At 38.8% G+C, this 25,539-nt stretch carries 25 protein-coding genes; 9 read left to right on the plus strand and 16 right to left on the minus strand.

What is annotated here, in order from left to right; genetic code table 11:
- Positions 1 to 81: 81 nt before the first annotated feature.
- From Q763_RS01700 to Q763_RS01715, 4 genes are read right to left on the minus strand one after another with little or no spacing between them, the layout of a single operon-like run.
- On the minus strand, positions 82 to 1,911 hold the full coding sequence (locus Q763_RS01700) for an ABC transporter ATP-binding protein (protein WP_035130451.1): 1,830 nt from the start codon (positions 1,909 to 1,911) through the stop codon (positions 82 to 84).
- A 3-nt stretch (positions 1,912 to 1,914) separates the two neighbouring features.
- The gene (locus tag Q763_RS01705; protein ID WP_035130453.1) at positions 1,915 to 3,642 is read right to left on the minus strand and encodes a phospho-sugar mutase; all 1,728 of its coding nucleotides are present in this window, start codon (positions 3,640 to 3,642) and stop codon (positions 1,915 to 1,917) included.
- Positions 3,643 to 3,687: 45 nt separating this feature from the next.
- Complete coding sequence (locus tag Q763_RS01710) at positions 3,688 to 4,638, minus strand: glycosyltransferase family 2 protein (protein WP_035130455.1); 951 nt, start codon at positions 4,636 to 4,638, stop codon at positions 3,688 to 3,690.
- Between the two features lie 4 nt (positions 4,639 to 4,642).
- On the minus strand, positions 4,643 to 5,173 hold the full coding sequence (locus Q763_RS01715; protein ID WP_035130457.1) for a DUF4199 domain-containing protein: 531 nt from the start codon (positions 5,171 to 5,173) through the stop codon (positions 4,643 to 4,645).
- A gap of 253 nt (positions 5,174 to 5,426) precedes the next feature.
- On the opposite strand from Q763_RS01715, the gene Q763_RS01720 reads away from it, so the two are divergent.
- The 3 genes from Q763_RS01720 (at position 5,427) to Q763_RS01730 (ending at position 7,586) form a co-directional block, all read left to right on the plus strand.
- Complete coding sequence (locus tag Q763_RS01720) at positions 5,427 to 5,678, plus strand: type B 50S ribosomal protein L31 (RefSeq protein WP_035130459.1); 252 nt, start codon at positions 5,427 to 5,429, stop codon at positions 5,676 to 5,678.
- A 161-nt stretch (positions 5,679 to 5,839) separates the two neighbouring features.
- Complete coding sequence (locus tag Q763_RS01725; RefSeq protein ID WP_035130680.1) at positions 5,840 to 7,015, plus strand: GlmU family protein; 1,176 nt, start codon at positions 5,840 to 5,842, stop codon at positions 7,013 to 7,015.
- A gap of 10 nt (positions 7,016 to 7,025) precedes the next feature.
- The gene (locus Q763_RS01730; protein ID WP_198133426.1) at positions 7,026 to 7,586 is read left to right on the plus strand and encodes a thermonuclease family protein; all 561 of its coding nucleotides are present in this window, start codon (positions 7,026 to 7,028) and stop codon (positions 7,584 to 7,586) included.
- Positions 7,587 to 7,663: 77 nt separating this feature from the next.
- Here Q763_RS01730 and Q763_RS01735 read toward each other — a convergent pair whose 3' ends face one another.
- From Q763_RS01735 to Q763_RS01750, 4 genes are all read right to left on the minus strand, one after another.
- Positions 7,664 to 8,101, minus strand: coding sequence for a PepSY-like domain-containing protein (locus Q763_RS01735; RefSeq protein WP_035130463.1), 438 nt, complete (start codon positions 8,099 to 8,101; stop codon positions 7,664 to 7,666).
- 69 nt (positions 8,102 to 8,170) lie between these two features.
- Entirely contained in the window at positions 8,171 to 9,436 is a 1,266-nt protein-coding gene (locus tag Q763_RS01740) for a sensor histidine kinase (RefSeq protein ID WP_035130466.1), read from the minus strand.
- Positions 9,437 to 10,108: a response regulator transcription factor gene (locus Q763_RS01745; protein ID WP_035130468.1), complete on the minus strand. Its 672-nt coding sequence runs from the start codon at positions 10,106 to 10,108 to the stop codon at positions 9,437 to 9,439.
- 103 nt (positions 10,109 to 10,211) lie between these two features.
- Positions 10,212 to 11,822 (minus strand): ABC transporter substrate-binding protein, encoded by a 1,611-nt coding sequence (locus Q763_RS01750; protein ID WP_035130470.1) that lies wholly within the window; start codon positions 11,820 to 11,822, stop codon positions 10,212 to 10,214.
- Positions 11,823 to 11,909: 87 nt separating this feature from the next.
- On the opposite strand from Q763_RS01750, the gene mtaB reads away from it, so the two are divergent.
- Positions 11,910 to 13,265 (plus strand): tRNA (N(6)-L-threonylcarbamoyladenosine(37)-C(2))-methylthiotransferase MtaB, encoded by a 1,356-nt coding sequence (gene mtaB, locus Q763_RS01755; protein ID WP_035130478.1) that lies wholly within the window; start codon positions 11,910 to 11,912, stop codon positions 13,263 to 13,265.
- Positions 13,266 to 13,316: 51 nt separating this feature from the next.
- Here mtaB and Q763_RS01760 read toward each other — a convergent pair whose 3' ends face one another.
- The 5 genes from Q763_RS01760 to Q763_RS01780 are packed head-to-tail and all read right to left on the minus strand — an operon-like array spanning position 13,317 to position 16,283.
- Positions 13,317 to 13,850 (minus strand): DMP19 family protein, encoded by a 534-nt coding sequence (locus tag Q763_RS01760; RefSeq protein WP_035130481.1) that lies wholly within the window; start codon positions 13,848 to 13,850, stop codon positions 13,317 to 13,319.
- A 39-nt stretch (positions 13,851 to 13,889) separates the two neighbouring features.
- Positions 13,890 to 14,525: a class I SAM-dependent methyltransferase gene (locus Q763_RS01765; RefSeq protein ID WP_035130484.1), complete on the minus strand. Its 636-nt coding sequence runs from the start codon at positions 14,523 to 14,525 to the stop codon at positions 13,890 to 13,892.
- A gap of 6 nt (positions 14,526 to 14,531) precedes the next feature.
- Entirely contained in the window at positions 14,532 to 15,251 is a 720-nt protein-coding gene (locus tag Q763_RS01770) for a 3-ketoacyl-ACP reductase (protein ID WP_035130487.1), read from the minus strand.
- A 16-nt stretch (positions 15,252 to 15,267) separates the two neighbouring features.
- Positions 15,268 to 15,555, minus strand: a complete 288-nt coding sequence (locus tag Q763_RS01775) for a GNAT family N-acetyltransferase (RefSeq protein WP_035130490.1) — start codon at positions 15,553 to 15,555, stop codon at positions 15,268 to 15,270.
- Between the two features lie 5 nt (positions 15,556 to 15,560).
- On the minus strand, positions 15,561 to 16,283 hold the full coding sequence (locus tag Q763_RS01780; RefSeq protein ID WP_035130494.1) for a pirin family protein: 723 nt from the start codon (positions 16,281 to 16,283) through the stop codon (positions 15,561 to 15,563).
- Positions 16,284 to 16,401: 118 nt separating this feature from the next.
- Here Q763_RS01780 and Q763_RS01785 point away from each other — a divergent pair, with 118 nt between their 5' ends.
- Both Q763_RS01785 and Q763_RS01790 read left to right on the plus strand, forming a co-directional pair.
- The gene (locus Q763_RS01785; protein WP_035130498.1) at positions 16,402 to 17,070 is read left to right on the plus strand and encodes an alpha/beta hydrolase; all 669 of its coding nucleotides are present in this window, start codon (positions 16,402 to 16,404) and stop codon (positions 17,068 to 17,070) included.
- Positions 17,071 to 17,118: 48 nt separating this feature from the next.
- Positions 17,119 to 18,024, plus strand: a complete 906-nt coding sequence (locus tag Q763_RS01790) for a lytic transglycosylase domain-containing protein (RefSeq protein ID WP_157499270.1) — start codon at positions 17,119 to 17,121, stop codon at positions 18,022 to 18,024.
- 27 nt (positions 18,025 to 18,051) lie between these two features.
- On the opposite strand, the gene Q763_RS01795 is transcribed toward Q763_RS01790, so the two are convergent.
- From Q763_RS01795 to Q763_RS01805, 3 genes are all read right to left on the minus strand, one after another.
- A complete protein-coding gene (locus Q763_RS01795; RefSeq protein WP_035130501.1) occupies positions 18,052 to 18,750 on the minus strand; it encodes a TlpA family protein disulfide reductase in 699 nt (232 codons plus the stop codon).
- 120 nt (positions 18,751 to 18,870) lie between these two features.
- Positions 18,871 to 19,332 (minus strand): GyrI-like domain-containing protein, encoded by a 462-nt coding sequence (locus Q763_RS01800; RefSeq protein ID WP_035130504.1) that lies wholly within the window; start codon positions 19,330 to 19,332, stop codon positions 18,871 to 18,873.
- 92 nt (positions 19,333 to 19,424) lie between these two features.
- Positions 19,425 to 19,964: a hypothetical protein gene (locus tag Q763_RS01805; protein WP_035130507.1), complete on the minus strand. Its 540-nt coding sequence runs from the start codon at positions 19,962 to 19,964 to the stop codon at positions 19,425 to 19,427.
- Positions 19,965 to 20,133: 169 nt separating this feature from the next.
- Between Q763_RS01805 and rpmH the strand changes: the two genes are divergently transcribed.
- The 3 genes from rpmH (at position 20,134) to Q763_RS01815 (ending at position 25,524) form a co-directional block, all read left to right on the plus strand.
- Complete coding sequence (rpmH, locus tag Q763_RS17665; RefSeq protein ID WP_026979292.1) at positions 20,134 to 20,295, plus strand: 50S ribosomal protein L34; 162 nt, start codon at positions 20,134 to 20,136, stop codon at positions 20,293 to 20,295.
- A gap of 172 nt (positions 20,296 to 20,467) precedes the next feature.
- Complete coding sequence (carB, locus tag Q763_RS01810) at positions 20,468 to 23,320, plus strand: carbamoyl-phosphate synthase large subunit (RefSeq protein WP_035130510.1); 2,853 nt, start codon at positions 20,468 to 20,470, stop codon at positions 23,318 to 23,320.
- Between the two features lie 161 nt (positions 23,321 to 23,481).
- Positions 23,482 to 25,524, plus strand: coding sequence for a CotH kinase family protein (locus Q763_RS01815; protein ID WP_035130512.1), 2,043 nt, complete (start codon positions 23,482 to 23,484; stop codon positions 25,522 to 25,524).
- Positions 25,525 to 25,539: the final 15 nt, after the last annotated feature.

The raw sequence follows: 25,539 nt of genomic DNA on the forward strand, positions 1-25,539 counted from the left end.
TATGTAAAATTATTTCATAATAAGAAGAGCTGCAATAGTGCAGCTCTTCTTAACGTATTATTATCATATATCGTTTTAGTGTTAGTCAAACGACTGCATAGCTACCAGTTTTCTATAAGTACCGTCTTTAGCCATAAGCTCATCATGAGTTCCCTGTTCCACAATGCGGCCTTTTCTCATTACCACAATATTGTCTGCTTTCTGAATGGTTGAAAGCCTGTGAGCAATAACTACCGATGTGCGGTTTTGCATCATGTTTTCAAGAGCCTGTTGCACCAGTCTTTCGCTTTCGGTATCCAGAGCCGATGTTGCCTCATCCAGAATCATAATAGGAGGATTTTTAAGTACGGCACGGGCAATACTTAAACGCTGTTTCTGTCCGCCCGAAAGCTTATTCCCGCTATCACCTATGTTAGTGTCAATACCTTTTGGTAAATCTTTTACAAACTCGTAGGCATTAGCTATTTTAAGGGCAGCTATTACTTCTTCTTCTGTAGCATCAGGTTTACCCAGCATTATGTTGTTACGTATAGTGTCGTTAAACAGAATGCTGTCTTGTGTAACAAGACCCATTAGTCCGCGAAGGGAATGAAGGCTGAAATCTTTTACATCGATACCATCTATTTTTACACTACCTTCCTGTACATCATAAAAACGGGTAAGCAGGTTAGCAATGGTACTCTTACCACTACCGGACTGCCCTACAAGGGCAACTGTTTTTCCTTTTGGTACGGTTAAGGAGAATTCCTTAAGTACATTTTGATCTTCATACCTAAAGTTAATGTTTTCTATAGCAATTTCTTTTTCAAAAGTGTTTTTCTCAATAGCTCCCTGTTTGCTAACAATAGGGTTTTCCTGTTCCAGTATTTCCATAACACGTTCAGCAGCTGCATTACCTTTCTTAACATTATAAGAAGCTCTTGATATGGCTTTTGCAGGAGTAAGAATGTTATATGCAAGACCTATATAGGCTAGGAATTTTGCTCCGGAAAGTGTCCCTTCTACTAAAACCATGTGCCCTCCATACCATAATATTATGGCAATTACTACAATTCCTAAAAACTCGCTGGCAGGGGATGCTAAGCTTTGTCTGTTCAGGATTTTGTTTGATAAGTCAAAAAAACGTGTTGTAGATTCACTAAACTTATTATCAAAATATTTTTCGGCATTAAAGCCTTTTATAACTTTTAATCCACCTAATGTTTCTTCAAGTATTGAGATAAAATATCCCTGTTCTGTTTGGGCTCTGTCTGACTGTTTTTTTAGTGATTTACCCAGAAGAGAAATTAACCATCCTGAAATTGGTATGAAAACAAATACAAACAGTGTAAGGTTTACACTGATGGCAAACATGAAACAGATAGTGATAATTATTGTAAGCGGTTCACGTACTATTAGTTCCAGTATGGAAAGGAATGAGTGCTGTATTTCAAGTACATCCGACGAAATACGTGACATGATATCTCCTTTTCTTTTTTCGGAGAAAAATGAAATAGGTAGCGCAACTGTTTTTCTGTAAATTTCGTTACGCATATCCTTAAGTGCACCATTTCTCAGAAAGGTAATAAAGTACATCGCCCAATAGTTACAAAAGTTCTTTAAAAGAAATAAAACTATAATGAGAACTATCATTATGGAGAGCGTGTATTGTGAACCATACTCTTCAGAAGTGGTCTTTATATAGAAAGCCATATAGTTTTCAAGAAAAGAGCCTAGTTCTGAAAGCCCTGTATACACAGGTTTAGTAACTACAGCTTTTTTCTCTTCGTCAAAGAGTACGGTAATCATAGGTATAAATGCTATGAAAGACATGGCACTAAATAGCGCATACCATATATTGAAAAATATATTTAGGTATGCATACCTTTTGTAGGGTTTCGCAAAGCGAAATATTTTTTTAAAATAATCCATTTATTATATCAAATTCATCTCTTCAATAATATTCCTGATTTTATGATCAAGAATTGTTTCCACCTCACGTGCATTTTCTACCTTATCAAGTGTGTCGTTTACACTGAAGTAGAATTTAATTTTAGGTTCGGTTCCGCTTGGTCTTGCACAAATTTTTGTGCCGTCTTCAAGGTAATATATCAACACATTAGATTTTGGCAAAGTTAGCGCTTCTTCTTCATCTGTAAACAGGTTTTTTGATGTAGAGGCCTGATAATCTTCAACCATAACCACACGCTCTCCGTTTATTTCTTTTAACGGACTCTCACGCAGGTCAATCATCATCTGTTTTATTTCCTGAGCACCATCCATACCTTTTTTGGTAAGCGATATGAGGTACTCTTTATAGAAGCCGTATTTAGTGTATAGTTTTAGTAATTCCTGATACAACGAACTTGCATTGGCTTTTGCCTGCGCTGCTATTTCGCATAATAAAAGGGTAGAGGTGACGGCGTCTTTATCGCGTACAAAATCGCCCACCATATAACCGAAGCTTTCTTCACCGCCACCTATAAACTGTAGCTCTGGGAAGTCAACAATCATTTTAGCGATCCATTTAAAGCCGGTAAGACCCACTTTACACTGTACACCATAATCGGTAGCCAGTTCCATTAGCATAGGCGTAGATACTATGGTCGAACCTATAAACTGGTTTCCGGTAAGTTTACCCTGCTTTTTCCATTCTTCCAAAAGGAAGTGTGTCATCAGCATCATGGTTTGGTTACCGTTAAGCAGTGTCATAATACCTTCGCTGTTTCTTACAGCAACACCCAGGCGGTCACTGTCGGGGTCTGTACCTACAACAATATCGGCGTTAGTTTGGTTAGCCAGTTCAATAGCCATTGCAAGGGCTTCCGGCTCTTCCGGGTTTGGCGATTTTACTGTTGGGAAATTTCCATCCGGCACAGCTTGCTCGTTTACAATGTGTACGTTGCTGTATCCGGCATCTTCAAGTAAGTCAGGGATAAGCTTAACCGATGTTCCGTGAAGCGGAGTGAAAACCACTTTAAGCGCATCTTTTGCTTCCTGCGGCGTATTGAAGGTAGCAGCTCCTAATGAAGCACCAAGGAAAGCCTTGTCTACATCGTTGTCAATATATTCAATCAGGTTTTCGTTAGCGTTAAAGTTTATCTGGTTGTACTCTAAAGCTTCGATAATATTGATTATTTCTCCGTCCTGTGGCGGTACAAGCTGTCCGCCATCCTGCCAGTATACTTTGTAACCGTTATATTCCGGTGGGTTGTGTGATGCAGTAAGTACAATACCTGCATGGCAGCTAAGGTATCTTACGGCAAAAGAAAGTTCTGGCGTTGGTCTCAGGTCGGTAAATAAAAATACCTTAATACCGTTAGCCGAAAAAACATCGGCAACTACTTTGGCAAGTGTGTTACTGTTGTTACGGCAATCGTAAGCAATAGCTACTTTAATCTCTTCGCCGGTAAAAACCTTTTTAAGGTAATTGCTAAGTCCCTGTGTTGCTTTACCAAGTGTATATTTATTGATACGGTTAGTTCCCGGTCCCATAATACCGCGCATCCCTCCGGTTCCAAACTCAAGGTTTTTGTAAAAGCTGTCTTCCAGTTCTTTTGGTGACGATGTCATCATTTCTTTTACAGCTTCCTGTGTCTGGTTGTCAAAAAGGGGCGATAGCCATACATTTACCTTATCCAGTATCTCTTTTTTGATGTCCATAATTTTATATTATTTGGAAAAAGACATATTTGTGAAATATGCCTTTTATAAAACTTCGCTTATTTTATAGCGCTCTTCGTTGTTTTTTGTTCTCAGTATTATCTCTCCTAAAAATCCGGCAAGGAAAAGCTGAGTACCTATAACCATAGTCGCTAATGCTATGTAGAACCACGGATTGCTGGTTACCAGTATAGTTGGTTCGTTATTGTATAGTTTATAAAGTTTAATTACACCTATATATAATGCCGAAAGAAAACCTATAATAAACATAAGTACTCCCATGGCTCCAAAAAGGTGCATTGGTCTTTTACCGAAACGGGATAGGAACCAAATGGTAATCAAATCAAGGAAACCGTTTATAAAGCGGCTCATTCCGAATTTTGATGTTCCGTATTTTCTAGCCTGGTGTATTACTACTTTTTCGCCTATGTTACCAAACCCTGCATTTTTTGCCAGTACCGGTATATAGCGGTGCATTTCGCCCGATACCTCTACATTTTTTACAACTACATTTTTGTAAGCTTTTAGTCCGCAGTTGAAATCGTTAAGTTTTACCCCCGATGTTTTTCTGGCAGCCCAGTTAAACAGTTTGGAAGGCAGGTTTTTTGCGATAACTGAATCGTAACGCTTTTTTTTCCAACCCGAAACCAAATCGTAATCCTGTGCTGTAATCATATTATACAGTTCCGGTATTTCGTCAGGGCTATCCTGTAAATCGGCATCCATAGTAATAATTACGTCTCCCTGCGCTTTAGCAAACCCGGCATGCAGTGCCTGAGACTTACCATAATTACGCAAAAAACGTATACCTTTTATGTTAGGGTTTTGTTCCGCCAGTTGTTGTATGCTGTTCCAGGAACCATCGGTACTGCCGTCATCAATAAAAATGACTTCATAGCTGTAATTGTTAGCCGTCATTACGTTAACAATCCACTGGTGTAATTCCTGTAAGGACTCCTCTTCATTAAGGAGTGGTATAACTATGGATATATTCATTAATTTATTGCTCGTGTGTTGGATTTTTTTTGAATGCAGCGGCACATATAAGGCCAACAACAGAATAACCAAGTATTGAAATTGCCAGACCTTTTAGTTGTGAGGCGACTCCAAAACTATCAGCTTTTTCCATTTCGTCAACCATTTTCTTTATATCCTCTGTGCTACTTCCGAAACTTTGAAGAGTTTTTGCTGTTGATTCAATAATAAGATCCATTACAGTTGTTTTTGCAGAAGGATCAATTACATTAAATAATAGTATAACAAATAATGTAGAGCCTAATGAGCCTATTACTATAGTTAAAAAATATGCTGTAAAGGCTTCCTTAAAACTTATAAAACCTTTTAATGCAGCTTTTGCTTTTGCTATAGCTATAATCCCAAGAACAATAAAAAGCATCATTTTAATAATATTAATCCATGGATTAACAAAAAGATTTATATCAACTGTATATTGAATCGTTATTAGTGCTATTAAAAGTATTCCCAGAATAATACCGAAGTTTACGCCATTCTTTTTTATTGCTTCTGTCATTGCTGTTGTTTTTTGATTTGGTTTATTTAATCTACAAATATACTAATTACTGTATAATGAGTAGCGAAAAACAAAAAGTGTTACAGTCAAAAAAAATAATTGTAATGATTTGTTTTTTAAAAAATAATTGTACTTTTGCGCTCTGAATTGAAAAGATTTAAAAACTAAAAAGCTGTGAGGCGTTTACACCTTTCCTGAAAGAAGGGAAGCCGCGAAATAGTTTTGCAGCCAGAACAATACAAAATTTACAAAGATGAAAAAAGGTATTCACCCAGAGAATTACAGATTAGTAGCATTCAAAGATATGTCTAACGACGATATTTTTATCACTAAATCTACAGCAGATACAAAAGAAACAATTGAAGTGGACGGAGTTGAATATCCGGTAGTGAAAATGGAGATCTCTAGAACTTCACACCCTTTCTACACTGGTAAATCTAAACTTATCGATACTGCAGGACGTATTGATAAATTCAAAACTAAATACGCTAAATTCAAAAAATAATTTTTGGATTTATCTATCATACAGAAAAGCCTTCCGTTTACGGGAGGCTTTTTTATTTATAAGCATTACAATTACTACAGCCTGCCAGTTAAGAAACTTTTTTATTGAAAAGATTTGATGTAAATTCGTGCTGTTGCTTTTTAATGCTAAACACCACAGTAATGAATTATATATTATTTGACGGAACGGTGCGCAACGCCCTGTTACCTTTTACCTTTACCAGGCCGGTGGCCGATATTCGTGTAGGGATACTTACCATACGCGAAAAATGGGAAAAATACCTGGGCTATACCACAACTACGCTTACCGAAGAATACCTTATGGATAAATATCCTATGGTAGAGATGGAGGAGAATATAATGATCAATGCGTCATTCCTGCCTAACGAGGTACTTGCCGAAATGGTACAGAGCCTTGAGGAAAATCAGGCTATATTTTATGGAGACGAGATAATTGCCTTTTATACTAAAGATACTCAGGAAGAAGTGGATTTTGACAGCTATGAGGCTATTGAGTATACTGAGGACTGCCTGCGTGTTGAAAACCCGTGGGATATATTTAAAAATAATGATGCAGCCATAAGGGAAGATTTTGAACTTCTTACCGCCGATAGGGTTTCTCAGCCTATACCGTCGAGCGTTAATGTTATTGCTGCCGAAAATATATTTATTGAGGAAGGTGCCAAGCTGGAGTTTGTAACCCTTAATGCCTCAACCGGACCTATATACATAGGTAAGGATACCGAGATTATGGAGAACTCTGTAATCCGTGGGCCGTTTGCGCTTTGCGAAGGAGCACAGGTAAAACTGGCTACTAAAGTGTATGGTGCTACAACGGTTGGACCTCATTCCAGAATTGGCGGAGAGGTTAATAATTCGGTACTGTTTGGTTATTCTAATAAAGGGCATGATGGTTTCTTAGGGAACTCAGTTCTTGGTGAATGGTGTAACATTGGTGCCGATACCAATAACTCCAACCTTAAAAATAATTATGAGGAAGTAAAACTATGGAGCTATGAGAAGGAAGGTTTTGTGAAAACAGGACTTCAGTTTTGCGGACTTATGATGGGTGACCACAGTAAATGCGGAATCAATACCATGTTTAATACGGGTACGGTAGTAGGGGTGAGTGCTAATATTTTTGGCAGCGGATTCCCTCGTAATTTTGTGCCGAGTTTCTCATGGGGTGGTGCATCAGGTTTTACCACATACATTACCAAAAAAGCTTTTGAAACGGCCCGTATAGTAATGTCAAGGCGCCATGTGGAGTTTACTCCGGAAGATGCTGCGATATTGGAGCATGTTTTTGAGGAAACCAAAAAGTGGAGAAAAGAATAATTGTACTGATTTGAATAAACGTAATAAAAAATCAAAATATAGTATAGGAAGCCTGCTGTTACTGCTGGCTTTCTTTTTTTATTTTGTATTCGTAAAAAACGGTAGTTTACCTGACTTAGAGTCAAAACCTAAAACAGAAAAGGAAGCACCGTTATCCCAATTTACAGGTAAGGTTGTTAGTGTAAGCGATGGTGATACTTTTAAGGTGCTGTATAACGGTAAAAAAGTGAAAGTTCGCCTGTTGGATATTGACTGCCCCGAGACCAAACAGATTTTTGGCAGTGACGCAAAAGATTTTGCTAACAACTTGTGTTATGGCAAAATGGTTACTGTTGATCCAATAGGAGGTAAGGATCAGTATGGTCGTATATTAGGATATGTATATGTCGATGATACCATTAATGTAAATGCCCTGTTGGTAAAAAAAGGTTTGGCGTGGAGGTATAAGTATTCCGATAACGAGGAGTTTAAGGAGTTGGAAAATCAGGCTCGTATACAATATAAAGGGTTGTGGGCTCAAAAAGATCCTATTGCTCCGTGGGAATGGAGAAAGCTCCATAACAGGAAATAAAAAAAGGCTGCCCGTTGGCAGCCTTTTTTGTAAAAAGAATATCAAGAATAATCGGGGTACTCATACCCGATTTGTTTTTAGTCGTCCAGTCTTAAAAATTTACCGCTGTTGTCAAACTCCAGTTCAAGGTCGTTTAAAAGTTCTACTTCATAACCCCAGCGTTTTTTTTCAGCTTTTTCAACCCCTTGTCCTTTATAGTTTTTATGAATGTATTCCATAATTACTTTTGGTAAAACGGTGTCAGGTAATGCGTAGCCGTTTCCGTCTATTTCCTTGCAGTTACCTTTTGCGTCAAATTCCATTTCGACACCGCCTGTCATTACCACCTCATATTCGGTTTCTCTTATGTCTTTGTCTTCTATTATATAAGACGGAGCCTGATTAGGGAAGTTTTGGGAAATAAAGGTTTTTGCCGCAGGAGGTAAGTCGTTAAGGGTTATTTTTCGTTCCTGTCCAAAAGCAGTAACAGTAAAAAGAATAATTAATAATGTCGAAAGTCTCAAAAGTGTTTCCATAACTATATGTTTTTATTTTATAGTACAAGTTTATAATCCGAATCTGGAAACAATTGGGAAACTAAACTTTTAAGGGAAAATAATCCTGAAAATATGTTTTTGGTTGTATTCGTACTCCACCTTAAGGTTGTAGTTTGAAGCGATAGACTGCACAATGGCAAGTCCCAGCCCCGTAGATTGTTCGTTTAGTGTGCTACGGAAGAAACGGTCAAAAATTTTGTTTTTATCAAGTGGTGTTTCTCCGGTATTTAGGAATGTAAGCCTGTTTTTATCTGTAATAATTTCAAGGCTGCCACCTGCTTTGGTGTGTATAATGGCATTTTTAAGCAGGTTGTTTACCAGTGTTACTGCCAGTCCCTTATTCATGGTAAAGTTGAGTTGAGCAACATTTATGGCGTTAACCGTTACTTCCTTATAATCGGCAAAGTCTCTAAACTCTTCGGTAAGTTCATTTATCAAAGTATTAAAGTCAATGTTTTCTTCTTCCTCAAACTGCCTGTTCTCAATTTTAGAAAGCATGAGTAACGATTTGTTAAGGCGAACCAGTCGGTTTAGGGTATCATTTATTTTAGAGATTTCAATAAGCTGTTCTTCACTCAGGTTATTGTTTTCTACTAATAGTTCGAGCTTGTTGAGACTTATGGCAAGCGGGGTTTGAAGTTCATGAGAGGCATTTTCTATAAACTGCTTCTGACTGCTGTATACCGTTTCGTTTTGTTGCAGTACCTTTTCCAGTTCCTGTCCCAGTACTTTAAATTCGGAAACAGGGGAGGTAGGAGCTTCAAACTTTACGCCCGATCCCAGTTTGAAACCTTTAAGCCTGTCCAGCATTACATAAAAGGACTTCCATACTTTTCGCAGTATAAAATGGTTTAGTAACGCAATACTCACAACCAACATAATGTATAACGCAATCAGGGCTGTCATTAAGTCTTCAAGTAGTTCGTCTTCCTCTACCATAGAGGCACGTATGGTTAACTTATACGGATTGCCGTGCCTGTCGTTAAATACGGTTTTCAGGAGGCGAACAGGTTCTTCATCATCGTCATACTCCATGTACTCGAAATCAGAAGAGAACTTATCTGAAAAATCATAAAGCGGACCTTTAGGTAACGGTTCTACCTTAAACTGGTTAATACCATATTCTCTTATATTTAATATGTCATCGTTAGCGTATGATTCTCTTATTATAAGGATTTTGGAGTTTTTGAGTCCGTCATCAATATTGTCATACACCTCGTCCAGTATAACCACATAGTAGAGGCTCGCCCATAGGGCTATAACAGCCAGTAGAGCGATAATAAGATAGCGTAATGTATAATAACGGAGTTTCATTTATATCATTTTATAACCTATCCCGTAAACCGACTGTATATCGGCTTCGGCATTGTTGTCCTTTAGTTTTTTACGGAGGTTTTTAATTTGTGAATACACAAAATCCAGATTATCGGCCTGATCGGTATAATCACCCCAAACCGATTCGGCAAGTGCAGTTTTATTGATAAGTCGGTTAGGGTTTATCATAAAATAGTAAAGCACATCATATTCCTTTCGGTTAAGTGTGATGGAGTTACCGTTTATAAATACTTCACGGTGTTCGGGGTCTATTTTAATATTGCTCCACTCAATAGCGTTATTGCCGTTGTGACTTTTTCGTCTCACTGCCGATTTGATTCTGGCATGTAGTTCAGCAAGGTGAAAAGGTTTTGCAAGATAATCGTCGGCACCAAGGTCAAGGCCTTTAACTTTATCGTCTACGGCATCTTTTGCCGAAATAATTATCACGGCATCACGGCGTTTCATGTCCTTTAGTTCCTTAACCAGGCTAAGGCCACTTCCGTTAGGCAGCATTATATCTACCAGTATGCAGTCGTAATCGTATCCGCCTATTTTTTCCATTCCGGATATGTAGTCGTAGGCAGTTTCTACAATGTATTTTTCTTTTTCAAGTGATTGGGTTATGGTGTCCCTAAGATTGGCTTCGTCTTCTATTATTAGAATCTTCATTCTGTCATTCAATTAGGTATATCAAATATACGTATTTGGAATTCCAACATAATTCCAAATTTGGAAAGAATTGGGAATTTTGGGCAGAATGCAGATAACAACCTTATTCTTTTTGGGCTTTTTTTACCCTTTTTAGCGTAAGCAGGTTTAACGGGTTAATGCCCAGTCCGCTTACATCTTTTCCGGTAAAACGGGAAGCCTTGTCATAAAACAATGCTATTACAGGAGCCTCTTCCATAACAATTGCATCCAGTTGTTTGTAAATTCCCTGACGTTCCTTATCATCGGTAATCAGGAATGTTTGCTCATACAGCCTGTCGAATTCCTCGTTTTTAAAGTGGGTGTAGTTTGGTCCGCCCGGAGAGAAGTTTTTACTGTAAAACAGGGAAAGGTAGTTTTCGGCATCCGGATAATCGGCAATCCAACTCGCTTTAAAAAATGATGTCTTTCCGGTAGAAATAGCCTGTGTTAAGGTTGATGGCGGATTCACATCTACTTCTACATTAAGTCCTATTTTTTGCCATTCGCGTTGAAGGTATTCGGTTATATCAAGGTATGAGGCACTGGTACTGATTTGTATTTTAGGATTATTGTCGCCTGTATCAGCCTTGTAGGAAGCTACAAGTTCTTTAGCTTTTACAGGGTTGTAATCATACCCTTTGCAGCCGTAACCACCCAGCCCGGTTGGTATCATTCCGTTAACGGCAGGGGTACCCATTCCGTTTCTGAGATACATTATCATTTTTGCCCGGTCAAAACCATAATTAAGTGCCTGTCTTATCCTTTTATCCTTTACGGCAGCATCGGTTCCGTCCATCCTGAAACCCATGTATTCAGTATTAAGGTAAGGTCCGGTAATCATGTTTACCTTGTCAGTATATTTCAGTTGTAATTGCCCCTTTGGTGTAAGTATCTCATCTTTATAGGATGGGTCAAGCCCCGATACAAAATCCAGTTTTCCCTGTGCAAATTGCAGGAAACCACTTTGTTTATCGGGTAAAAAGGTAATAGCTACCGCTTCAAGGTAAGGCAGGGAGTTACCCTGTTCGTCCTTTTCATAGTATAACGGGTTCTTACGAAGTACCAGTTTTATATTCTCTTCCCATATTTTAAACTGAAAAGGCCCTGTACCGATAGGGTTTGCCCTGAAATCATAGCCCTGTTTTTCAAAAGCCTCATGAGGTACTACCGATGCGTATTTCATGGTGAGTAATCCTAAAAAAGCGGGGAAGGTTTTGTTGAGTTGTATTTGGAAAACCGAATCGTTTACGGCATGGAATGTTTCTACGTTTTGTAATATCCATCTGCCTGGTGCGGCAACATTTTCGTCTAGTAATCGGTTAAGGCTATAAGTGAAGTCGGCTGCTTTTACGGTGCGGGTACTGTCACTGCCAAACAAATCGCTTTTATGAAAGTATACATCATTTCGCAGGGTAAAGGTATAGGTCTTTCCGTCTGGAGATATTTTCCATTTTTTAGCGATGTCCGGTTTAATATTCAGGCTATCGTCAAGTTGTACCAGTCCGGTAAACACCTGGTTACAAACCCAAATGGATGGTCTTATGCGAGAGAAAGCCGGATCGAGCGAGTTTACGGCAGCATTTTCGTTATACCTGAAAACAAGATGATCGCGGTTTTGGCTTTTGTCGCCGGAGCAGGATGTAAAAAGGAGAAATAAGCAACAAATTGATATATAGGTTATTATTGATTTCATCAAGTCGATTTTTGTATGTAAATTTGCAACCTCTTTTTTGTAGAGGTAAATATAATTAAAGTTACTGCTTTACAAGAAGCTTATACAATGGAAAACAGGAAAAAAGTCGCTTTTTATACTTTAGGATGTAAGCTGAATTTTTCAGAGACATCTACTATTGCCCGCAACTTTCAGGATGAAGGATTTGATCGTGTTGAGTTTGAGGATGTGGCAGATATATATGTTATCAATACCTGCTCGGTTACCGAAAATGCCGATAAACAGTTCAAACAGATAGTAAAGAAGGCGATAAAGAAGAATGAGAAGGCTTTTGTGGCAGCTGTAGGCTGTTATGCACAGCTTAAACCTGAAGAGCTTGCCGCAGTAGACGGGGTTGACCTTGTTCTTGGTGCAACAGAGAAGTTTAAGATTACCGACTATATAAACGACCTTTCCAAAAATGATATTGGCGAGGTGCATTCCTGTGAAATATCGGAAGCCGATTTTTATGTAGGTAGTTATTCTATAGGCGATCGTACCCGTGCCTTTTTAAAGGTGCAGGATGGTTGTGATTATAAGTGTACTTACTGTACCATTCCGTTAGCAAGGGGGATTTCTCGCAGTGATACTCTTGAAAACGTACTTAAAAATGCCAAAGAAATATCTCAACAAAATATTAAGGAAATCGTACTTACCGGTGTAAACATAGGTGATTACGGTAAAGGGGAATTTGGCAACAAAAAGCACGAACATACTTTTTACGAACTGGTACAGGCTTTAGATAATGTTGAAGGTATTGAGCGTTTAAGAATTTCGTCTATCGAGCCAAACCTGCTTAAAAACGAAACGATTGAATTTGTGTCACAAAGCCGTACGTTTGTGCCGCACTTCCATATACCGCTACAATCGGGCAGTGATGATATTCTTAAACTGATGAGAAGACGTTACCTGCGCCATGTGTATACTGAGCGTGTTGCAAAAATTATGGAAGTAATGCCGCATGCCTGTATTGGGGTTGATGTTATTGTAGGTTTCCCTGGTGAGACCGACGAACATTTCCTTGAAACCTATAACTTTCTTAACGAGCTGGATATTTCATACCTGCACGTATTTACTTATTCTGAAAGGGATAATACTCCGGCAGCCGAAATGGATGGGGTAGTACCAATGAATGTAAGAAGCAAACGAAGCAAAATGCTAAGGGGGCTTTCGGTTAAAAAGCGTCGTGCGTTTTATGAAAGCCAGATTGGTACAACAAGAACCGTACTTTTTGAAGGGGAGAACAAGGAAGGGTATATTCACGGATTTACCGAGAACTATGTAAAGGTTAAAACACCTTGGAACCCCGAACTGGTTAATACGCTACACGAAATAAAACTTACCAAAATTGATGAGGACGGAATTGTAAGGATGGAGTTTGTAAACCAGCCTGTTGAGAGTATTTCCATTTCAGGAGAATTATAAAATTCAATATCTATATAAATAAAAAGCCTTGCTGATAAGCAAGGTTTTTTATTATCGCTCTATTTTTCTGCCAATAAACTTTTCCAGTTCGGCATACATATCTTCTATAGAAAGTACTTTTAGATCCGGGTGGTTTCTTAGCCACTGCGCATTAAGCGCTACAAGGGCTTCCGGTATTTCAAAATAAGTATCGTCGTCTATTTTCTGTTTTACAGGACTTTTACCAAACTCCTGATTCATGAAACCGTCAAACTCTTTACGGGTAAGGGAGTCAATTTTTTCGGTTTGCATCCTGAAGTAATCCAGGTGTGCCTGCGAACCTACTTTTTCAAAGCCTTCTTCAAGTATTTCGTTAAGGTCATCTGTCCACTGTGAGTGGTAAACAAACTTAGCAAAACCATCGGTGTTTATGTTTGAAGTATAGTAATCAAGGTAATAGCTTATAAGGGAATCAGGGTGTATGTCTTCGTCTGAAACCCCTTCTTCACGAAGCAGGTTGATTACGGCAATGTTAGAGTTTAATATGGCGTTAGTATCCTCACTGTTAAAAGCGCTTTCGGAAACAATTATTTTATCAAATTTCATAAGTGTCTATGTGTTATTTACTGCAAAAGTAACAATTAGTTATAACTCCAGTGTTATGAGTCTTTTTTCTATGATTAACTTTTTGAACTGCAGTTTTTCCCTAATCCACTCCAAAGCGTTACTATGGTACATAAAAACATGAGTATGATCGTTTTTGTAATACCAGTTGCCAAAATCCCTTGCCTCATCAAACAGGTCGGTCATCAGATAGAGTTTTCCGCTAGGGAGTAGCAGGCTTTTAAGAAGTTCAAACTCTTTGAGCGGTTCTTTAAAATGCTCGGCTACTTCGGTGCAGGTTATATAGTCGTATTGTTTTTGGAGTAGTGCAGGGTTGTTATGGAAAAACAGGTCGTATTGTTCTATAGTATATCCGTTATCCTGTAAAACCTTAACGATGGGCGACCCGGTGCCTGATCCAAAATCGAGTCCGCTGTGTTGGGGAGTAAAATCCCTTAGTACAGCATTGGTAGCAGGGCTAACAAAGTTTTGGTAACCTGTATCTTCGGGGTTGTTATTGTGGTGTTTGTAATGTGCTTCTTCCTGCTCTGTAGTTAAATAATTCTTTGGGTGCAGAAAAACAGAAAGGCAAAGGGAGCATTGTAAAAACTCCCTTTGCCCATGTGTATAAAAGCTTTTAGATGAACCGTTGCATAACGGGCAGTAAAGGCTTTCCATATATTGTTAAGGATTAGTAGACCAAATTCCGCTTTCCTTGATAAATACCCTACGGTTTAGCTTAAGCTGAGCAACAATTAACTCGGCAATATCTTCTGCCTGCATTACTTTTTCAGGGTTACCGTCGGTAAGGTTCAGGTTAATGGCCATATCAGTAGCAACAGTACTTGGAGTAAGTGCTGTTACCCTAATGTTGTGTTTACGTACTTCCTGCATAAGGGATTCAGTAAGTCCCATAACGGCAAACTTAGAAGCACTGTAGGCACTTGTTATAGCAGCGCCTTTTAGCCCGGCAGTAGAGGAGATGTTAATAATGTCTCCGCCCTGTTGTTCAATCATACCAGGTAGTACTGCTCTTGTAGCATAATAGATACCGAAAAGATTTACTTTAATGATATTCTCAAAATCTTCAGGAGCCAGGTCAAGGAACTTTCCAAACTTACCTATACCGGCATTATTTATTAAAATATCTATCGATTTGAATTCACCCAGTACAGTATTTACCGCTTGGTTAACCGATTCGATATCAGAAATATCAGCAGTAACAACAACAGTTTTTACACCATAAGGCTCAATTTCTTTAGCTACCTGCTCTAAGTCGGTTTTAGTGCGGGCCAATAAGGCTACATTTACACCTTCGGCAGCCAGAGCAAGTGCTACGGCTTTGCCAATACCTTTCCCTGCACCTGTAATAAGCGCATTCTTTTCTTTTAAGTTTTGCATTATATTATTTAATAGATGTTTAGATCCTTATTCCGGGAGGAAGCATTTCCTTATACCCTGGGTTTTTTTTGAAAAAAGCAGCAATTTTTGGATATGTTGGTACTACCCTCAACCTTTTTTCTTCAGCAATCGCTAAGATTTCTTTTAAAAAATCCGAAACAATCTCATCATCTTCATCAATTCCTTCAGGCACATTTATTTTTGTAAGGAAAATTTTTCGCTCCTGTCTGGAATATTCAACTGACATCATGGTGTCGTTTACAGTTGTTTCAAATTGTCTTGAGAATTCATTGTCTTTAATTTCCATGGCTTTTAGTTAAACTTCATGGGAACCTCGATTACCAGTATCTTGGACTGCTTGTTTGTTTTTATTTCAAAGTTTTCAAACTCTACAATACCATAGGCATCACGTTCCCTGATGGTTTCATTATTAATTTCAACCTCTCCTTCTATAAGGAAAAGATATACTCCGTTTTCGGGGATTTTCAAATCATAAGTAATAGTTGTACCGGCCTCAAAAATGCCTAGGCTCAAAAATGCCTGTTGGTAAATCCATAGTGCATTTCCGTCGTTTTTATCTTCAGGCGACACCACTGTAATAAATGAATTTTTACTTGCTTCGAGGTCAAACCCCTTTTGGTCATAGCGGGGGGTGACATTATCTTTTTCGGGAAAAATCCATAATTGCAGTGTTTTTGCTTCTTCAGTCTCACTGGCATTCATTTCGCTATGCTGTATGCCCGTCCCTGCGCTCATAACCTGCACTTCGCCAAATCTCACGGTTTCCTGATTACCCATACTGTCCCTATGGGTAAGCCCACCTTCAAGCGGAATAGTAATAATTTCCATATTGTCATGAGGATGGGTGCCAAATCCGGTGCCGCCTGCAATGGTATCATCGTTTAATACGCGTAACATACCAAACTGAACCATGTCAGGATTATAATAGTTACCAAAAGAAAAAGAGAAGTTGGCTTTTAGCCAGCCATGATTAGCGGTTCCTCTTTTGTTTCTCGGAAAAAGTCTATGCCTCATAAATTATTGATAAATTAAAACGGTGTGTATTCCGGTGAATGGATAAAAACTTTAATTTTATACAAATTTCGTAATAAAATTTGATAAACGGGGCTATTTTAGCGTTAAAACTCAACAAATGGACAAGATTCCTGTATATTTTATGCCCGGACTGGCTGCTAGTTCAAGGATTTTTGAAAACATAAAACTACCTGAAGACAGGTTTGAAATGTATTATTTAGAATGGATTATGCCCGAACCACATGAACCGCTTACTGATTATGCTAAAAGAGTGGCTGCCAATATAAAACATGAAAATCCGGTGTTGGTAGGGGTGTCATTTGGCGGAATACTGGTTCAGGAAATTTCCAGAATTATTAATGTAAGAAAAGTGATTATTGTATCGAGCGTTAGGTCGAGCCTTCAGTTTCCGAGACGAATGCGCTTTGCTAAAATGACAAGGGCTTATCGTGTATTCCCTACCACACTTATGCAAAAGGTAGACTGGTTAGCGAAGGCTTCCTTTGGAAATAATATGATTACCAGAAAACTTAATTTATATGAAAAATATATGTCGTTTAGGGATAAGAAATATCTCGATTGGGCGTTTGAAACTGTAATAACATGGAGCAGGACAGAGATAGATGAAAAGGTAGTGCATATACACGGTACTGCCGATGAGGTTTTCCCTGCCCGATATATTCATAATTTTATCCCCGTTAAAGGCGGTACACATATTATGATTGTAAATAAGTATAAGTGGCTTAATGAGAACCTGCCCCGCCTCATTGAAGGAGAAAAGGAATGATTTTTGTAATTTTACCTAATAATTAAAAACAATATAAAACTAACTAAAATGGACTGGATGAAGAAAGCCGGAGTTGTAGCTTCGGTTATAGTAGTGGGAGGGGCGGCAATACATACCGCAACAGATAGTAAGACGGAAAAATCAGTACCGCAGGAAGCTGCTACTGAGTTTGTATATCCTTTTCCGGCTCAGGCCGATTTTGCCGGTGAAGCAGTGCCTTTAAATATTATTGATGTTCATGAAAGACTGGACAGGGAGCTTATGGTTAATGCTAATCTTCATGCTTCTACCCAGTTGGTTATTAAAAGAGCTCACAGGGCTTTCCCTGTTATTGAGCCTATATTAAAAAAATATGGTGTGCCGGACGATTTTAAATATCTGGCGGTAATTGAAAGCGGACTGGTAAATGCAGTTTCTCCTGCAGGAGCGAGGGGGGTGTGGCAGTTTATGCCGGCTACAGGGCGTGAGTATGATTTGGAAATTAACGATTATGTAGATGAGCGTTATCACCTTGAGAAATCAACCGAAGCGGCCTGTAGATACTTGGTTTCTGCAAAAGCCAGACTAGGTTCATGGACACTTGCTGCGGCATCCTACAATGGTGGTGTTGCCGGTGTGACCAGACAAATCGATTTTCAGCAGGCAGATAATTACTATGACTTGTTACTTACAGAAGAAACATCACGTTATGTTTTTAGGATACTGGCGCTAAAAGAAATTATGAGCGATCCGTTAAAATATAACTTCAGGTTATTGCCAAGTGATATGTATCCGGTAATTCCGGTAAGGCAGGTAGAGGTAACGTCTTCAATTCCTGATTTGGCTGTTTTTGCTAAAGAGCAGGGTATTAACTATAAAGTGCTTAAACTGCATAACCCGTGGATGCGAGACAGGAAACTCGATGTAAAAAGCGGGAAAAAATATATTGTAGATATTCCTACCGAAGGGTATTAAAAGAAAAGGCGCCAATGGCGCCTTTTTTTATTTTCCTGCAAGTGATTCTTTTTTAAGTTCTTTGCCCATTATTATAGTTGATAATCCGTCAAGGTAAGCGTTGTAGTTTAGTGCGTAGGCTTTCCTGTAAGTAGTTCTTTTAGGGGATAGCTTAATGCCGCAACGCCTTATGTCTACAATTTTTTTAGTGTCGTCAAGATAAAAACTGGTAGGGAAACCCAAGGTGTGCTTTATGGATGCAATGGCCGACTCGTCGTGTTTGTATGTCTCATGGGCATAGCAAACGATAACATTATGGCTAAACTTGCGGGCAACTTTTTTCATGTCGCGCCTTTTGTTCCAAAAAACGACCACAAACTGTACATCCCGCCCGTATTTTTTTGCCAGTTTGTTTAAAGCAGGAATTTCTCCGGGGCTTGTAACACACCATGAAGCATAGGTTATTAATACAATAGGCTTCTTGATTTTGTTTAGTTTTAGTTTTCCGCCACGCACTTTTTTGAAAACAAACTCGTCAAACCGTGTGCCTACAAGTCTGTTTTCTACCAGTGAATCAAAAAGGAATTTTCCCTTTTCAAAATCACCTTTGCGGTAGGCTAGCGCACTTTCTCTTTTGTACTTTTTAAGGTCTATTTTGATGGCATCAGAAAAATAGAGACTATCGCTCTGGCTGTGTAACAGGAGCGGGAAAAGTATGATTACTGCAAGTAGTAATATTCTTTTCATAAGCTTTAACTATTTTATTGTATAAAAATAGTTAAAATTTACCTAAAAACATATTTTGTTAACGAGAATATGCGAACGGCAAAAAAAACCGTTTAAGAGCAGTCTCAAACCTTTTTCACCCTATTTTAAAGATAAGTAAATATCTATTTCAGCATTATTCCAGTCGGCAGCTTTAGTTCCGTAAACCTCAAAGTCGAAACCATAAGCCCTGTCGCTGTCGTCTTTTTTCCATATTTCCCTCCAGGTGTCGGCTACACAATTGGGCATTTGTCCTTTTGCGGTAACTCTTTCGTAGTTTTGGGAAGGGATGGTGATGGTGTCAACCCCGCTTGGAATTTCGATATCCTCTGGAACGCGGTATCCTATAAAGTATGCATAGGGATTAGTGTGGTCACCTTCGTAGTCAAAATATACTGCATAAACATCGTTGCTAAGTTTTTGTGGTAGTTTGTTACCTATAAAGCTTCCGCCGAAGTGTTGCCACAGTGCGGCACAGTCTTCCATGGCTTTGTTGTTTTCGTTTGTGGTTTTAAAGCCGAGCTTCAGCCCTGCCAGTTTAAATGATGTGTTTTTGATTTCCATTTTTGATTGATGATATTATTTGATTGTAAAAATAATGTATTGAAATAAAAAAACCACCCGAAAGGGTGGTTTTAATATTATGGGTGTAGATTTTAATATCTTCTCATTTGTTGTACCGGTCCGCGCTTCATTTGCTGTTTCATCATGGTGATTTGATCTTTCAGCATGCCTTGCTTGTCCAGTTTTTTAGCTTCAGCCAAAAGTTTTTCGGCTTCCATTTTTCTGTTTTTACTCATAGCTATCCCGGCAAGGTTAAGTTTTGCCATGGCAAGATCCTGATCCATGCTAAGTCCAAGCTCAACAGCTTTTTTAAGGTACTTCTCGGCAGCGTTAAGGTTTGTTTGCGAAACCATAAGTCCGTTAAGGTAGTTGTAGTATCCCTGTTGTTTTCTTACTAAAGATGCTTCAGGGTTCTTTATTTTATCCAGCCATTTTTTAGCTCCGTCAAAATCCTGCTTTCTAAGTTTAAGGAAAGCTAAAATTATTATTTCGTTTTTGAAGTATAATAACACAAAAATCAACGAAAGTAAAATAAGGAAAATACCGTTACCTATATTCTTTTCGGTGAACTGCCATACAGCAGTAAAAATTAACAGGGCTGTAATTACCAGCTTAATGTTTTTGTTGAACATGATATTTTTTTAATTTTGTGACTGCAAAGGTAAGAAAATGAATTAAAAATAATTTTATAAAACTACTTGCAGGAAAAAAAAGTCTTCGTATATTTGCACGCGGTTTTAGGACATCAGATTTCTGAAAGCTCGAGAAGATATTTCAATAAAGATTTAAAGATACATTACAATGAGTAAGAGAACGTTTCAACCATCAAAGAGAAAAAGAAGAAATAAGCACGGTTTCATGGAAAGAATGGCTTCTGCCAACGGTAGAAAAGTGCTTGCTCGCAGAAGAGCTAAAGGAAGACATAAATTAACTGTGTCCAGCGAACCAAGACATAAAAAATAATGTTTGTATTTAGAACATATATAAAGGTGTTACTTTTTAAGGGTAACGCCTTTTTTTATGCCTAAGTAAAATTTTGCCCCCAAATGCAGGGGGATTTTTTTAAAATTTAAATAGTAACTTTGCAAAGTTTCTCAAGGAGAGAACTATAAACTACAACTACTTAATATATACAATGCCGAAAGACACTTCTATTAAATCAGTTTTAATTATAGGTTCGGGTCCAATCATCATCGGACAGGCCTGCGAATTTGACTATGCCGGATCACAGGCAGCACGATCTTTAAAGGAAGAAGGGATTGAGGTTATCCTGATTAACTCTAATCCCGCAACTATCATGACCGACCCATCTATGGCCGATCATGTGTACCTTAAGCCTCTTAACACTAAATCTATTATTGAAATTTTAAAGGCTCACCCGAATATCGATGCTGTATTGCCGACAATGGGAGGTCAAACAGCTCTTAACCTTTGTCTTGAGGCAGAGGAAAAAGGGATTTGGGAAGATTTTAATGTAAGGCTGATAGGTGTAGATATTAACGCAATCAACATTACAGAAGACAGGGAGCAGTTTAAACAGCTTCTTGAGAAAATTGAAATTCCTGCAGCTCCGGCTAAAATAGCCAACTCTTTCCTTAAAGGTAAAGAAATTGCACAGGAGTTTGGATTCCCGCTTGTAATTCGCCCTTCATTTACGCTGGGTGGTACAGGTGCAGCTTTTGTATATAAAGAAGAGGAGTTTGATGAACTGCTTACACGCGGTCTTGAAGCTTCTCCAATACACGAAGTACTTATTGATAAAGCACTTTTCGGATGGAAAGAATATGAGCTTGAGCTTCTTCGTGATAAAAATGACAATGTAGTTATCATCTGTTCTATTGAGAACATGGACCCAATGGGTATTCACACAGGAGACAGTATCACTGTTGCTCCGGCTATGACCCTTTCTGACAGTACTTATCAGAGAATGAGGGATATGGCTATCAAGATGATGAGAAGTATAGGTAACTTTGCGGGTGGTTGTAACGTGCAGTTTGCCGTGAGCCCTGATGAGAAAGAAGATATCGTGGCTATTGAGATTAACCCTCGTGTATCACGTTCATCTGCACTGGCTTCTAAAGCAACAGGTTACCCAATTGCAAAAATCGCTTCTAAACTGGCTTTAGGTTATCACCTTGACGAACTAATGAATCAGATTACCAAGTCAACTTCAGCTTACTTTGAGCCAACGCTTGACTACGTAATCGTAAAAATACCTCGTTGGAACTTTGATAAGTTTGACGGTGCTGACAGAAGACTTGGTCTTCAAATGAAATCAGTAGGTGAGGTAATGGGTATTGGCCGTTCATTCCAGGAAGCACTTCACAAAGCTACACAGTCTCTTGAAATTAAGAGAAACGGTCTTGGTGCCGACGGTAAAGGATACACTAACTACGAGCAGATTATAGATAAACTTACTCATGCCAGCTGGGATAGAGTATTCGTAATCTATGATGCTATCCAAATGGGTATTCCGTTAAGCCGAATCAATGAGATTACTAATATCGATATGTGGTTCCTTAAACAATATGAGGAGCTTTACATCCTGGAGAAAGAAATTTCTACCTATACTATAGATACGTTACCGAAAGAGCTTCTTCTTGAGGCGAAACAAAAAGGTTTTGCTGACAGACAAATTGCTCACATGATGGGTTGTCTTGAAAGTGAGGTTTACAACAAACGTAATGATATGGGAGTTAACCGTGTTTATAAACTGGTTGATACCTGTGCGGCAGAGTTTAAGGCAAGTACGCCTTATTACTACTCAACGTTTGAAGCTGAAATCCAAAAGGCAGACGGTACAAGATTTGTAGACAATGAAAGTGCTGTAACGGATAAGAAAAAGGTTATTGTACTTGGATCAGGACCTAACAGAATTGGTCAGGGTATTGAGTTTGACTACTCTTGTGTACACGGTGTACTTGCCGCTTCAGAGTGTGGTTATGAAACCATCATGATTAACTGTAACCCTGAAACGGTTTCTACCGACTTCGATACGGCTGATAAGCTTTACTTTGAACCGGTATTCTGGGAGCACATATATGACATCATCCGTCATGAAAAACCGGAAGGTGTAATAGTACAGCTAGGTGGGCAGACAGCTCTTAAGCTTGCTGAGAAATTAGACAGATATGGTATAAAAATATTAGGTACAAGCTACGAAGCACTTGACCTTGCTGAAGACAGAGGACGTTTCTCTGAACTACTTTCTGATCTTAAAATTCCATTCCCTAAGTTTGGTGTGGCAGAAAGCGCAGAAGAGGCTTCTAAACTTGCAGATACGCTTGACTTCCCGCTACTTGTAAGACCTTCTTACGTACTTGGTGGTCAGGGTATGAAAATCGTTATCAATAAAAAAGAGCTTGAAGAGCACGTTATCGACCTGCTTAAGAGTATCCCGGGTAACAAACTTTTGTTAGACCACTACCTTGATGGTGCTATCGAAGCAGAAGCCGATGCGATTTGTGATGGTGAAGATGTTTACATCATCGGTATCATGGAGCACATTGAGCCTTGTGGTGTACACTCTGGTGACAGTAACGCAACACTACCTCCTTTCAACCTTGGAGAGTTTGTAATGCAACAGATAAAAGACCATACTAAGAAAATTGCAGTAGCACTTAAAACAGTAGGTCTAATCAACATACAGTTTGCTATTAAAGATGATACGGTATACATTATCGAAGCAAACCCAAGAGCATCGAGAACGGTTCCGTTTATCGCAAAAGCTTACGGTGAGCCTTATGTAAACTATGCAACTAAAGTTATGCTTGGAGAGAAAAAAGTAAAAGACTTTACTTTCAACCCTCAGCTTAAAGGATATGCTATCAAACAACCGGTATTCTCTTTCAACAAGTTCCCTGGTGTAAACAAAAAACTTGGGCCTGAAATGAAGTCTACAGGTGAAAGCATCCTGTTCATTGAAGATCTTAAAGACGATCAGTTCTATGAACTGTACTCAAGAAGGAAAATGTACTTAAGCAGATAATTATTAGCTTAATATATAAAGAGCCCGCTTTTAGCGGGCTTTTTTTATTGAATGTCGCCTTTTTTACCATTGCTTTTTTGTAGAAATAATTCGAGTGTTTAATTGTGGTTAAGTTATTATGATATATTTGTTAAAAATACACGAAACCAACTAGTTAAAACATGAATTTAAAAATTACACTCAAGCATTTATTTGCTTTTGTGCTATTGCTGCCCGCAATAGCATTTGCCCAGGTTACTTTTACAGACAGTAACCTTCCTATCGTTATTATTAATACCGATATTAACCCCAACACCGGACAGCCGACAGACATACCGGATGAACCTAAAGTATGGGCCGATATGAAAATTATTTTTCATCCCGATGGTACCCGTAACTATATAACCGATCAGGATAATGCCGATTTTCTGGATTATGATGCCCGTATTAAAATTGAACTTCGCGGATCAACTTCTCAAAGTCTTCCTAAAAAGCAATACGGATGGACAACTTATGATGCCAATGGAGATAAACAGAATGTAAGTATACTGGGCATGCCTAGTGAAAACGATTGGATATTAAACGGACTGGCATTTGATGCTACCCTTATGAGGGATTACCTTGTATATAACCTATCCCGCCAAATGGGTCAGTATGCATCACGTACACAGTATTGTGAAGTGGTGATAAATGGTGATTACCGCGGTTTGTATGTGTTGCAGGAAAAACTGAAAGACGATTCCAAAAGGATTAATATTGAAGATATAAGTGAGGACGATATATCGGGCGTTAATCTAACAGGAGGTTATATTACCAAGGCTGATAAAACTACGGGGGGCGACCCTGTGGCGTGGGTGATGCAGTCGGACGCACAAAACACCGATTTTATCCATACGCTTCCTAAACCGGAAGATGTTACCGTAGAGCAGGATACCTATATACATTCGCAGTTCACGGCTCTGGAAACAGCAGCAAATAACAGTGATTCTGATTTCATTACCGGATACCCTTCAGTAATTGATGTGCCTACTTTTGTTGATTTTATGATATTGAACGAGCTTTCTTCAAATGTGGATGCTTACCAGATAAGTACCTATTTTCACAAGGACAGGGGAGGTAAGCTAAGGGCAGGACCTGTGTGGGATTTTAACCTGAGCTTTGGTCATGATGAGTTTGGAGACAGAAGCCATACTGATATTTGGCAGTTTGATAATGGTGATAATGAAGGTCCGCGTTTCTGGAAACAGTTATTTGCCAATACCGAGTTTAAATGTTACCTCTCTAAACGCTGGAACTCGCTTACCGCTACCGGTAATGTTTTAAATTATGATAATCTTAGTGATTACATAGATGAAACGGTAGACCTTATTAGCGAAGCAGCAGCTAGGGAACAGCAACGTTGGGGTACTGTGCCTAACCATGCGGCAGAGATTACTGCGCTTAAAGCTTTTATTGCCGAAAGGATTAACTGGATGACAGATCATGTAGGGACATTTACAGCCTGTAATGACCCTGATTTGCCACAGCTGGTTATAAACAGGATAAATTACCATCCGGGAGAGTCGGATGAATTTCCGGAGTCTGATGATCAGGAATTCATAGAGATTAAAAATGCGGGTAACGAAACTGTAAATCTTACAGGGGTGTATCTGCGTGAATTGGGTATTTCATATCAGTTCCCGGCAAATGCCACACTGGAAGCAGGGCAGGGGATATTTATCGCCAGTAATCCTGAAGTTTTTGAAGTAAGATATGGTTTTGCTCCTTATGGTAAGTTTGAGCGTAACCTGTCTAACAGTACGCAGCGACTGGTACTTGCCGATGGTTTTGGGAATGTTATTGACGATGTTGAATATGATGATGATAGTCCGTGGCCGGATGCCGATGGAAACGGAAGTTACCTACTGCTTACAGATACTTCGTTAGATAACAGTTTAGCGTCAAGCTGGACAGCAGTTGAGGAAAGCTCGCTTTCGGTTTCAGATTATGTTATGGCTTCGCAGCTTATATTGTACCCTAACCCGGTAAATAATGTACTTACTATCCAGGCAGCCGAAAATATTGATGCTGTTGCTGTTTATGATGTTTACGGCAAACAGATTAAAGCAATGAATACAAACGGTGTTAATGTAGAGGTAGATTTTAGCCAGTATCAGTCGGGCATCTATATTGTTACTATTACCACTGCTCATGGGGTAACCAGTAAAAAAGTGATTAAGAGATAATTTTATATGAGTGTC

Source organism: Flavobacterium beibuense F44-8 (genome assembly GCF_000769915.1).
Taxonomy (GTDB): Bacteria; Bacteroidota; Bacteroidia; order Flavobacteriales; family Flavobacteriaceae; genus Flavobacterium; species Flavobacterium beibuense.

Coding starts and splice junctions, on each gene's coding strand:
- Q763_RS01725 (WP_035130680.1), top strand. CDS start 5,840: ATGAATTATATATTATTTGACGGAACGGTGCGCAACGCCCTGTTACCT.
- Q763_RS01815 (WP_035130512.1), top strand. CDS start 23,482: ATGAATTTAAAAATTACACTCAAGCATTTATTTGCTTTTGTGCTATTG.
- Q763_RS01775 (WP_035130490.1), bottom strand. CDS start 15,555: ATGGAAATTAAAGACAATGAATTCTCAAGACAATTTGAAACAACTGTA.
- Q763_RS01780 (WP_035130494.1), bottom strand. CDS start 16,283: ATGAGGCATAGACTTTTTCCGAGAAACAAAAGAGGAACCGCTAATCAT.
- Q763_RS01735 (WP_035130463.1), bottom strand. CDS start 8,101: ATGGAAACACTTTTGAGACTTTCGACATTATTAATTATTCTTTTTACT.
- Q763_RS01800 (WP_035130504.1), bottom strand. CDS start 19,332: ATGGAAATCAAAAACACATCATTTAAACTGGCAGGGCTGAAGCTCGGC.
- mtaB (WP_035130478.1), top strand. CDS start 11,910: ATGGAAAACAGGAAAAAAGTCGCTTTTTATACTTTAGGATGTAAGCTG.
- Q763_RS01805 (WP_035130507.1), bottom strand. CDS start 19,964: ATGTTCAACAAAAACATTAAGCTGGTAATTACAGCCCTGTTAATTTTT.
- Q763_RS01745 (WP_035130468.1), bottom strand. CDS start 10,108: ATGAAGATTCTAATAATAGAAGACGAAGCCAATCTTAGGGACACCATA.
- Q763_RS01720 (WP_035130459.1), top strand. CDS start 5,427: ATGAAAAAAGGTATTCACCCAGAGAATTACAGATTAGTAGCATTCAAA.
- Q763_RS01715 (WP_035130457.1), bottom strand. CDS start 5,173: ATGACAGAAGCAATAAAAAAGAATGGCGTAAACTTCGGTATTATTCTG.
- Q763_RS01790 (WP_157499270.1), top strand. CDS start 17,119: ATGGACTGGATGAAGAAAGCCGGAGTTGTAGCTTCGGTTATAGTAGTG.
- Q763_RS01705 (WP_035130453.1), bottom strand. CDS start 3,642: ATGGACATCAAAAAAGAGATACTGGATAAGGTAAATGTATGGCTATCG.
- Q763_RS01785 (WP_035130498.1), top strand. CDS start 16,402: ATGGACAAGATTCCTGTATATTTTATGCCCGGACTGGCTGCTAGTTCA.
- Q763_RS01795 (WP_035130501.1), bottom strand. CDS start 18,750: ATGAAAAGAATATTACTACTTGCAGTAATCATACTTTTCCCGCTCCTG.
- carB (WP_035130510.1), top strand. CDS start 20,468: ATGCCGAAAGACACTTCTATTAAATCAGTTTTAATTATAGGTTCGGGT.
- Q763_RS01765 (WP_035130484.1), bottom strand. CDS start 14,525: ATGGAAAGCCTTTACTGCCCGTTATGCAACGGTTCATCTAAAAGCTTT.
- Q763_RS01750 (WP_035130470.1), bottom strand. CDS start 11,822: ATGAAATCAATAATAACCTATATATCAATTTGTTGCTTATTTCTCCTT.
- Q763_RS01700 (WP_035130451.1), bottom strand. CDS start 1,911: ATGGATTATTTTAAAAAAATATTTCGCTTTGCGAAACCCTACAAAAGG.
- Q763_RS01740 (WP_035130466.1), bottom strand. CDS start 9,436: ATGAAACTCCGTTATTATACATTACGCTATCTTATTATCGCTCTACTG.
- Q763_RS01710 (WP_035130455.1), bottom strand. CDS start 4,638: ATGAATATATCCATAGTTATACCACTCCTTAATGAAGAGGAGTCCTTA.
- Q763_RS01760 (WP_035130481.1), bottom strand. CDS start 13,850: ATGAAATTTGATAAAATAATTGTTTCCGAAAGCGCTTTTAACAGTGAG.
- rpmH (WP_026979292.1), top strand. CDS start 20,134: ATGAGTAAGAGAACGTTTCAACCATCAAAGAGAAAAAGAAGAAATAAG.